The sequence below is a fragment of the Thiocapsa sp. genome (assembly GCF_035467215.1).
Lineage (GTDB): Bacteria > Pseudomonadota > Gammaproteobacteria > Chromatiales > Chromatiaceae > Thiocapsa.
In genome coordinates this window covers 1-9328 of sequence record NZ_DATITZ010000362.1, presented here as the reverse complement: position 1 = coordinate 9328, position 9328 = coordinate 1, and the positions used below count along the sequence as shown (strand labels likewise).

9 protein-coding genes are annotated in these 9328 nt (G+C 65.7%); all 9 read right to left on the bottom strand.

Annotated features, from left to right (window positions below; translation table 11 throughout):
• Positions 1 to 89: 89 nt before the first annotated feature.
• Positions 90 to 266, bottom strand: a complete 177-nt coding sequence (locus tag VLR48_RS19650) for a hypothetical protein (protein ID WP_325293399.1) — start codon at positions 264 to 266, stop codon at positions 90 to 92.
• Positions 267 to 560: 294 nt separating this feature from the next.
• On the bottom strand, positions 561 to 878 hold the full coding sequence (locus VLR48_RS19645; RefSeq protein ID WP_325293398.1) for a BolA family protein: 318 nt from the start codon (positions 876 to 878) through the stop codon (positions 561 to 563).
• A 191-nt stretch (positions 879 to 1069) separates the two neighbouring features.
• Entirely contained in the window at positions 1070 to 1639 is a 570-nt protein-coding gene (locus VLR48_RS19640; RefSeq protein WP_325293397.1) for an ankyrin repeat domain-containing protein, read from the bottom strand.
• A 90-nt stretch (positions 1640 to 1729) separates the two neighbouring features.
• On the bottom strand, positions 1730 to 3103 hold the full coding sequence (gene trkA / locus VLR48_RS19635) for a Trk system potassium transporter TrkA (protein ID WP_325293396.1): 1374 nt from the start codon (positions 3101 to 3103) through the stop codon (positions 1730 to 1732).
• 211 nt (positions 3104 to 3314) lie between these two features.
• Positions 3315 to 4685, bottom strand: a complete 1371-nt coding sequence (locus VLR48_RS19630) for a sigma-54 dependent transcriptional regulator (protein ID WP_325293395.1) — start codon at positions 4683 to 4685, stop codon at positions 3315 to 3317.
• On the bottom strand, positions 4682 to 6883 hold the full coding sequence (locus VLR48_RS19625; protein WP_325293394.1) for a sensor histidine kinase: 2202 nt from the start codon (positions 6881 to 6883) through the stop codon (positions 4682 to 4684). The genes VLR48_RS19630 and VLR48_RS19625 overlap by 4 nt, the downstream gene beginning before the upstream one ends.
• The gene (locus VLR48_RS19620; RefSeq protein ID WP_325293393.1) at positions 6865 to 7404 is read right to left on the bottom strand and encodes a DUF4390 domain-containing protein; all 540 of its coding nucleotides are present in this window, start codon (positions 7402 to 7404) and stop codon (positions 6865 to 6867) included. Before VLR48_RS19620 ends, VLR48_RS19625 begins: the two co-directional genes overlap by 19 nt.
• A 47-nt stretch (positions 7405 to 7451) precedes the next feature.
• Positions 7452 to 8846 carry a 16S rRNA (cytosine(967)-C(5))-methyltransferase RsmB gene (gene rsmB / locus VLR48_RS19615; protein WP_325293392.1) on the bottom strand — a complete coding sequence of 465 codons (1395 nt, stop codon included), beginning with the start codon at positions 8844 to 8846 and terminating at the stop codon, positions 7452 to 7454.
• The coding region (locus VLR48_RS19610) for a methionyl-tRNA formyltransferase (RefSeq protein ID WP_325293391.1) at positions 8812 to 9328 on the bottom strand (517 nt) is incomplete at its 5' end. The genes VLR48_RS19610 and rsmB, both read right to left, overlap by 35 nt.

The window sequence follows — 9328 nt, the reverse complement described above, 5'->3', positions numbered from 1 at the left end:
CCAAAGGAAGTTTAGCCTTCCGTCGCTCAACCGGGGCCGCCCGATACCGGAGCTCACCCCATGACTCGTCGGTCTGAGGCGAAGCCTCGCTAGATATAGATCTCGCCTTTGGCTTCGGCGGCCCGTTCGCTGCTGCTCGGCTCGAAGAGGCGCCGCAGCTCGATGTTCGAAACGTCCGCAGCCGCGGCGGCGACAGTCACGGACGAAAGAGCGACGAGCAATGGATGGATCAGCGCGCGAGCGCTGAAGAGGTTTGACGTCTTCATGTCGATTGACTCCCATTGGTTCCACAGGCCGCTTCGCGATGAGACGCCGCGATGCGGTAACTGAGCCAATGCGGGCGCTTACGACGTGGATTGTTGTCGTTGTTTTCGCCTGTGGGCGCTCGCCCCGAAGCCGGAAATCAGCAACACCTTTGCTGATGCTGCGAATCCGAACAACCGACCTCAGCCCTTCCGACTTGACTTAAGCATGGCACAGGCGCCCACACTTCGCGTGTGAATATTGCACTTTCTTTGTCGGAAAAAGGGGTGTCGAAGATCGGTCACCTGATTCGCCGCTCAACCGCCTTTCGATCCCCCCTGGCAGGGAGGCGACTCGGGGACAGTCCCGCCTTTGGCGAACCACTCCTCCGGGGTCCAGATATGCAACGCCATGGCGTGGAGCCCGCCTTCGAGCTCGCCGCTCAGGGCGCGATTGAGGAGGCGATGGCGGGCAACCAATGTTTTCTCGGCGAAGGCCTCGCTGACGACTAGGATCTTGAAGTGGGATTCGGCGCCGGCTGGCACTGAATGCATATGACTTTCGTCGACCACCTCCAGATGCATGGGGTCGAAGGTGTTCTTCAAAGCGTCTTCGATGCGGGCTTTTCTTTTCATCGGGGCGTTTCGGCTCGGCTTGCCCATCCGGGCATGTCTTATTGAACTATGGGCCATCCCGTGTCTGCGCAAGCGCCGTGTCTGCTCCGGCTCCGCCCGACGCCGACACCGGGTCGCGCCGAAGCGACGTGGCCGGGTTGATGGGCGAGGCCCGCCGAGGCGAATACACCGCAGGCGATGCAGGACGCGGCCTAGCGGCTCCGTTCGGCGAGTTGCTCCGCGACGGCCTGATGACCGGCCTCGCGGGCGTGATCCTCGGCGGTGCGGCCTGCGAAGTCCTTCAGGGTTTCATCGGCACCGTGGCGCAGCAGCACCTCGACGGTCTTTGCGTGGCCTTTGCCGGCGGTCCAGATCAAGGCCGTCCAGCCTTCGGTCTGCTCTTGGTGATCGATCATGGCGCCTTTGCTCAAGAGCAGATCGACGATCGGTGCATGATTGTTCGAGGCCGCGAGCATCATGGCCGTATATCCGCCCTTGTCTTGGGCGTCGATGTCGGCACCGGCATCGAGGAGGCGCTCCACGACATCGAGGTGCCCGTAGAGCGCGGCCTTCATCAGTGGCGTCCAGTCGCAGCTGTCGCGCACGTCGACCTTCGTCGACGGCTTCAGGAGCGCGTTCAAGGCGGAGAGATCACCTTGCTCGGCAAAGTCGAGCAGTGCCGAGCCACCTGCCTCCGGGGTCGAGTCCGATTGATGAAAGGCAGCGAAGGCGACGAGGATCGCGATCGCGAGGAGGGCGAGGATACGGATGAGGATGTTCATGACCGACTATTGTCCGGTCCCGGACTCGGTCGGCCAATGCGAATCGGCAACCGAGGCGCGGACTCGGAGATCGTGCCCATCGGCACCCCTTTAGAGAAAGGTGACCCCGACCTGGAAAAGCCGTTCGACCTCCGGGATCCGCGCCTTGTCCTGACGAAAGAGGATGACGTGGTCCTCCGCGGCGATGACGGTGTCGTGGTGCGCCATGAGGACCTCGTCGCCGCGCACGATGGCGCCGATACTCGTACCCCGCGGGAGCCTGATGTTCTCGATGCTGCGCCCGATCACCTTGCTCGAGGATTCGTCGCCGTGGGCGATGGCCTCGATCGCCTCCGCCGCGCCGCGCCGCAAGGAATGCACGACGACCACGTCGCCGCGCCGGATATGCTTGAGCAGGCTGCCGATCGTCGCCTGCTGCGGCGAGATGGCGATATCGATGGCCCCGGATTGCACCAGCTCCACATAGGACGGGCGGTTGATCAGGGCCATGACCTTGCGGGCGCCCAGCCGCTTCGCGAGCATTGCCGAGAGGATGTTCGCCTCGTCGTCGTCGGTGACGGCGCAGAACACATCGGTGTTCTCGATATTCTCCTCCAGGAGCAGATCGCGATCCGCCGCGTCGCCGTGCAGCACGATCGTTTTCTCGAGACTCTCCGCGATGCGTTTGCAGCGTTTCAGATCGCGCTCGATGATCTTGACCCGATAGTTGATCTCCAGCGCCCCGGCGAGCCGGGTGCCGATATTGCCGCCGCCGGCGATGATCAGGCGCTTGTAGGGACGATCCAGACGCCGCAGCTCGCTCATCACCGAGCGGATGTGCTTGGGGGCGGCGACGAAGAAGATCTCGTCGTCGGCCTCGATGACGGTATCGCCTTGGGGCTCGATGGCGCGATCCTGGCGGTAGATGGCCGCTACCCGGGCCTCGACCTGGGGCATGTGCTCATGCAGGGTGCGCAGCTCATGCCCGACCAGAGGCCCGCCGTAATAGGCCTTGACCGCGACCAGCCGGATGCGCCCGCCGGCGAAGTCGAGCACCTGCAGGGTGCCCGGATTCTCGACCAGACGCAGGATGTACTCGGTGACCAATGCCTCCGGGCTGATCGGAAAATCGATCGGCAGGGCCTCGGTGCCGAACAGCTTGGGTTGATCGAGAAAGCTCTGGGCCCGCACCCGGGCGATCTTGGTCGGGGTGTGGAAGAGCGTGTAGGCGACCTGACAGGCGACCATATTGGTCTCGTCGCTGTTGGTCACCGCGATGATCATGTCGGCGTCTTCCGCGCCCGCACGGCGCAGCACGTCCGGGTGGGCGCCGTGGCCCAGGATGGTGCGCAGATCGAAGCGGTCCTGCAGCTCCCTGAGCAGATCCGGGTTGTGATCGACGACGGTGATGTCGTTCGCCTCGCTCACCAGATTGGCGGCCACCGAGGTGCCGACTTGTCCGGCGCCGAGGATGATGATCTTCATTGATTAAACCGCGTCCGGAGTTTTCGTTGTTTTGGCGTGGTGTCTTTCGTCCGCGACGCTCCTGGGAACGGTCGGCGAGACGCGGTTTAAGATATTAAAAAAAGAAAATACTTGAAGTGCGTCAGCGCCAAGGTCTGTCGAGATGCCGGACCTGTGTTGCAGGTACCAACTGGACATGCCCCGCCGGACGCACTTCAGCGGGAGGCGCACTTCAACGCCGCTCCTTGATCTCGATCCCTAGCGAGCGGAGCTTGCGGTAAAGGTGCGTGCGCTCCATTCCTGCCTCCTTCGCCATCTTGCTGACGTTGCCGGTGTGCTTTTCGAGCTGGTAATCGAGGTAGGCCTTTTCGAACTGCTCGCGTGCTTGGCGCAGCGGCTGATCAAACGAGACCAAGCCCTCCAGTGCCTGCCCTTGGGAGGGCGGCGGCGCGCCGAGCGCGGACTCGACCTCCTTCTGACTGATCTCGTCGCCGGCACCTAAGATCAGGACCCGTTGCACCAGGTTCTTGAGCTCGCGCACGTTGCCGGGCCAGCTGTAGTTGCGCAAATAGTTTTGGGCGCCCACGCTGAAGCGGCGATAGGGCAGCTTCTCGTGGGTCGCGAAGTAGTCGAGATAGAAGTTCAACAGGTCGGTGACGTCCTCGGCGTGGTCGCGCAGCGGCGGGATGTTCAACGGGACGACGTTCAGGTGATAGAAGAGATCCTCGCGAAACCGCCCGGCACGGACCTCCTCCTCGAGATTACGCTGGGTCGCGGCGATGATGCGGACATCGATGCGCACCGGCTCGGTGCCCCCGACACGGATGAAGGATCCGGTATCCAGCGCGCCGAGCAGTTTGGCCTGCGCATCCAGCTCCATGTCGGCAACCTCGTCGAGCAGCAGGGTCCCGCCGGCGGCCTTTTCCAGATTCCCGTAATGGGTGTGCTCGCCGTCCTCGGTCCCGAAGAGCTCGCGCGCTGCGTTGCCCCCGGCGAGCGTGGAGACGCTCAGATCCACGAAGGGGCGCTCGCGGCGTGCGCTCTGTGAATGCAGGTAGCGCGCGAAGGTCTCCCGACCGCTGCCGGCGTCCCCGGTGATCAGCACCCAGGTGTCGTGTTGGGCGATGCGTTTGACCTGCTCGCGCAGCCGTTGCAGGGTCGCGCTGCGCCCGACCGGCTCGTGCACCTGGGGTGCGCGACGTTTGAGACCGATGTTCTCCTTCTGAAGCTTGTCGGCCTCCAGCGCCCGCTCCACGGTGAGCAGCAGCTTGGCCATCGAGAGCGGTTTTTCGAGAAAGTCGTAGGCGCCGAGCCGCGTCGCCTCCACGGCCGTCTCCACGGTGCCGTGACCGGACATCATGATGACCGGGCAGGGCAGACCGTCTTCCTCCTCCGACCACTCGCGCAGCAGCGTGATGCCGTCCAGATCGGGCATCCAGATGTCGAGCAGGATCAGATCGGGGCGGCGCTCGCGCAGCGCGTGTCGTGCGGTCTCGCCGTTCTCCGCGCTCGCCACCGCATAGCCCTCGTCCTCGAGGATCTCCTGCACGAGACCCCGGATGTCGGGTTCGTCGTCGACGACCAAGACGTGCGTTGCACTCATAGCTTTTCGTCCTGTTCTCGGCCTTGGGTCGCGTGCCTGGTCCCCTGCCGGATCGGCAGGCGGATCCGAATCAGCGCGCCATGACCCGTATTCTCGACCTTGATGATACCGCGGTGCTCTTCGACGATCTTCTTGACGATGGCCAAGCCGAGACCGGTCCCTTTTGATTTGGTGGTGACGTAGGGCTCGAAGAGGCGTTCGAAGAGGTGCTCCTCGAACCCTGGCCCGTTGTCGGCCACCTCCAGCTCGACGAGCGGTGTACCGTTCTCGCGCACGACGCGCGTCGTCACGGCGATGCGTGCGTCGGGGCGTCCGTCCATCGCCTCCTGCGCGTTCTTGATCAGATTATGAACCACTTGACGCAAGCGCAACGGATCGCCGCGGACCTGGACCCCGGGCGCACCCAGAGCGATCTCGAGTGCGCTCGTGCCGGCGCTGCGATACAGGTCCAGCACCTCTTGGGCGAGCCGGTCGAGCTCCAGGGGCTCGGCGCGGATATGCGGTGTGCTGGCATAGTCGGAGAAATCGTTCACCATCGCCTTCATCGCCTCGACCTGCTGGACGATGGTCCGGGTCGAGCGATCGATGATCTTAGCGTCCGCCTCGTCGGCCTTGGCGAGCAGCTTGTGGCGCAGGCGCTCCGCCGAGAGCTGGATCGGCGTCAAGGGGTTCTTGATCTCGTGGGCCAGCCGCCGGGCCACCTCGCCCCATGCCGCGTTGCGCTGTGCCGTGATCAGGGAGCTGATGTCGTCGAAGACCACGACGTGCCCCCGTTGCTCGCTGTCCGGCAGGGGCAGCGAGCTGCCGCGGCACATCAGGGTTTGACGGGTTTCACCGCGATCGAGCTCGATCTCCGCACGCCAATCCTCCCCGGCGAGGATATGGCCGCGCACGGTCTCGGTCCAGGGTGTCAGCCAGGGCAGCTCGCGCTCCACGCGCGAGAGCTCCGGTTGCTCGTCCGCGGCAAAGGCAAGCGACAGGATCTGACGCGCCGCCGGGTTGGAGGTCTGCAGCCGCTGATCGGCATCGAAGGCGATGACCCCGGACGAGAGTCGTCCCAGGACCGTTTCCAGATAGTTGCGTTGGGTCTCCACCGCCTGCTGGCTACGGTTCGCGACATCCCGCGCCCGGGCGATCCGGCGCGTCATCGCGTTGAAGGAGGCGACCAGGAAGGCGAGCTCGTCGTCGTGCTTGGGCAGCGGGAGCTGTTGCTCGTAGTCGCCCTCGGCGATCGCGCGGGTGCCGCGGGCGATGTCCGCGACCGGCGCGACGAGACGCCGTGCAATATGGAAGGCGGCGATCACCGCGGCCATGACGCCGAACAGGAGCACCAACGAAAGGGTCAGGGAGAAGCTCAGCTTCAATGACTGGCGCAGATAGGCCAGCTCGGTGTAGCGATTGTAGGCGCGCTCCAGGCGCTCGGACAGCTCGGTGATGCGCGCCGAGGTCGGGAAGATCGCCTGCATCTGCATGTCCCGCCCGAGCGGATCCTGCACCAACACCCGCACGATCAGCTCCCCGCCGAGGTCGCTTTCCAGGCCGACATAGTTGTTGCCGGCGCGCACGCTTTGCTGGATCTCGCGCTCGGCCTGATTCGGTACCAGCTGGGTCGGGTCCTCGTTGGCGTTGCCGAGCACCTGACCGCCGGCGGTGTAGACGGTCAGCTCGATGGCGCCGGCCTGACGCCGCAGATTGTTCAAACTGAGTGCGATGGCGGTCGAGGAGCGATCCTCGATCCCGGCGATGAGCTGCTCGGTGTAGCGGGCGAGCACCCGCTGATTGAGATCGAGGGATGCCTGGTTGAGCACCAGCGCGTCCTGCATGGCTCGGCCGATCTCCACGTCGAACCAACTGTCGATCCCGCGCAGCAGGAACCCGAGGGAGAAGTAATAGACCACACCCACCGGCAGCAGCGACACCAGCACGAAGAGCACCAGGATACGCCCGGTCAGGCGCGAGCCGGCCGCCTGCTGGCGGTAGCGGCGCACCAGCTTCACGATGTTGACGATGACCAGGATGGCGAGCGCGCCCAGACCGGCCAACACCACCGAGAGCAGCGGCACGAAGGCACGGCTCAGGGTCTCGGAGTTCTCCACCGCATCGCGCATCAGCACCAGAACGACGAAGAGCGCGAGGATCAAAGCCGCGACCGGCAAGGCGCCGAGTCCGCGCAGACGTGCTAAGGCGTTAAAGGCCACTTGCTCCACCCGCTGGAGAGCTTCCAGGCCGGTTTCAGATAAGCCATCGGACGCAGCGGGAGCGGCAGCTCTTCGATGTCGAGCGAGGCCCGAATGTGCACCTCGTAGTCCGTGTCGTCGTCGAGGCTCGACGCGCCGATCAGCGACAGATCGACGATCTCGCCGAGCGCGCGAATCGCGGCATCGCGGCTGACGAAGCTGCGGCCCTCGTTGCCGGGAAGCCGGTAGACCTCGTAGCGCTCCGAGAGTGGTTTGTAGCGAATGGCGTAGCGCAGCTGAAGATCCAGTTGGCTGTCCTCCCAGAGCCAGGCACCGACCCGACGGACCTGAATCTGCACCAGGATGGTCAGCGGCACGCCGTTCTCGAGTGCTTCGAGCGCCTCGGTGCTGAAACGGTAGTCCAGCAAGGCGTTCATGAAGAACATGTCGTCGACGAGTCGCGTTTCGACCTGCTCGACCCGCAGTCCGTCCTTGCCCGCGCCGAATGCGACGCTCGCCAACAGGAACAGAGGTGCCAGCATCAGTGCCGCCGGAAGGAACCGCCGTGGATGCTGCGTGGGTCGCCCGGTCATGACGCCGGCCGCTCGATCAATGCGAAATAGAAACCGTCGTTCGCCCCGTCCTGCGGCAGCAGTTGGACGCCGTGCGAGAGCGAGCGGCCGTGGGTCGCCGTGATCGGACACTCGCGCGCGTCCGGATGGCGCTCCAGGAAGGCAGCGATCCGGTCCTGGTTCTCCTCCGCGAGCAAGGAGCAGGTCGCATACAGCAGCCGCCCGCCCGGGGCGAGCAGCGGCCAGGCCGCCTCCAGGATCCGATCCTGCAAGGCGCACAGCGCCGGGATGTCCGCGTTGCGGCGCAGCCATTTGATGTCGGGATGGCGGCGAATCACGCCGGTCGCGGAGCAGGGCACGTCGAGCAGGATGCGATCGAAGGGCTTGGCGGTCCAGCTGCCTCTGGGCTCGGCCGCGTCGCCGAGTGCGACCTCGGCGGTCAGGCCCAGTCGCGCGAGTGTGTCGCGAATTGATTTAAGCCGTGTCGGGGCGTTGTCGATCGCCAGCAGATCGAGCCGATTCTCGGCACGCTCGAGGATACCCGCGGTCTTTCCGCCGGGTGCCGCGCAGGCGTCGAGGACGCGCTGTCCGGGGTGCGCATCCAGCAGGTCGGCCGCGAGCTGGGCGCCGCCGTCCTGCACCGAGACCAGTCCGGCCTCGAAGCCGGGCAGCTCGTGGGTCGGGCGCGGCTGATCGAGCCTCAGGCCCATGTCGCAGCCGGGGATGGGCCGCGCCGTGATGCCGGCCGCGGCGAGCGTGCCGAGGTACGTCCGCCGGTCGGTGCGGGTGCGGTTCACGCGCAGACTCATGGGCGCGCGACCATTGCTGGTGCGCACGATCTGCTCCCAATCCTCCGGCCAGTTCTCGCGCAGGCGATCGAGCAGCCATTCGGGAAAGAGCCAGCGGACGGCAGGCTCTTCATCGACAGCGGCCAAGAGGGCCTCGCGTTCGCGCAGAAAGCGACGCAGCAGTGCGTTCACCAGCGCCGCCTTGTCGGGCTTGCCGATGAGTCGGCTGGCCTCGACCGTGGCGGCGACCGCGGCGTGGTCGGGCGTGTCCATCGCGATGAGCTGATACAGGCCGATCAGGATCAGCGATTCGAGATCCTTGTCCCCCGGCTTGACCGGGTGATTGAGCAGACGCGCGACCAGTGCCTCCAGGCGCGGCAGGGTACGCAACGAGCCGTACACCATCTCTTGCGTGAGGGCGCGCTCGGCGGGCGCCTGCGAGGCGAGGCGGGCGTTTTCGAGCACGCGCGTGAGCGACTGGCCGCGACCGCGCACGCCGAAGAGTGCCAGGGCCGCAGCCGCGCGGGATTCGGCGCCGACGGGATGCCTTGCCGCGCCTGTCGGGCCGGCGGCGGCCTGCGGCCGGCGCTCAGCCAAGCCGAACGCCGTCCATCGAACGGGCATTGAGGAAATCCGCGGCCGCCATCGCCCGCTTGCCGGGCGGCTGGAGACGGACGATGCGCACGATCCCTCGGCCGGCGGCGACCTCGATGCCCGACTTGCCGGCGCCGATCACGGTCCCGGGCGTGGCCTGCGTTGCGCGGTCGGGGTCGATCTCGGCGTCCCAGATCCGCAGGGTCTCGCCGTCGAGGCCGGTCTGAGCGACGGGCCAGGGGTTAAAGGCGCGGATCATGCGTCCGATGATCTCGGCGGGCTGGTGCCAGTCGATGATGGCCTCGTCCTTTATCAGTTTGTGTGCGTAGGTGACCTGATCCTCGGTTTGCGGCTCCGGGGGCAGCGATCCGTCGGCGATGCCGGGCAAGGCATCGATCAACGCACCTGCGCCCAGCGCGGCGAGTCGGTCGTGCAGATCGGCACCGGTGTCGCGCGGGCCGATCGGCGTGGCCACGCGATGATAGACGGGTCCGGTATCCAGCCCGGCCTCC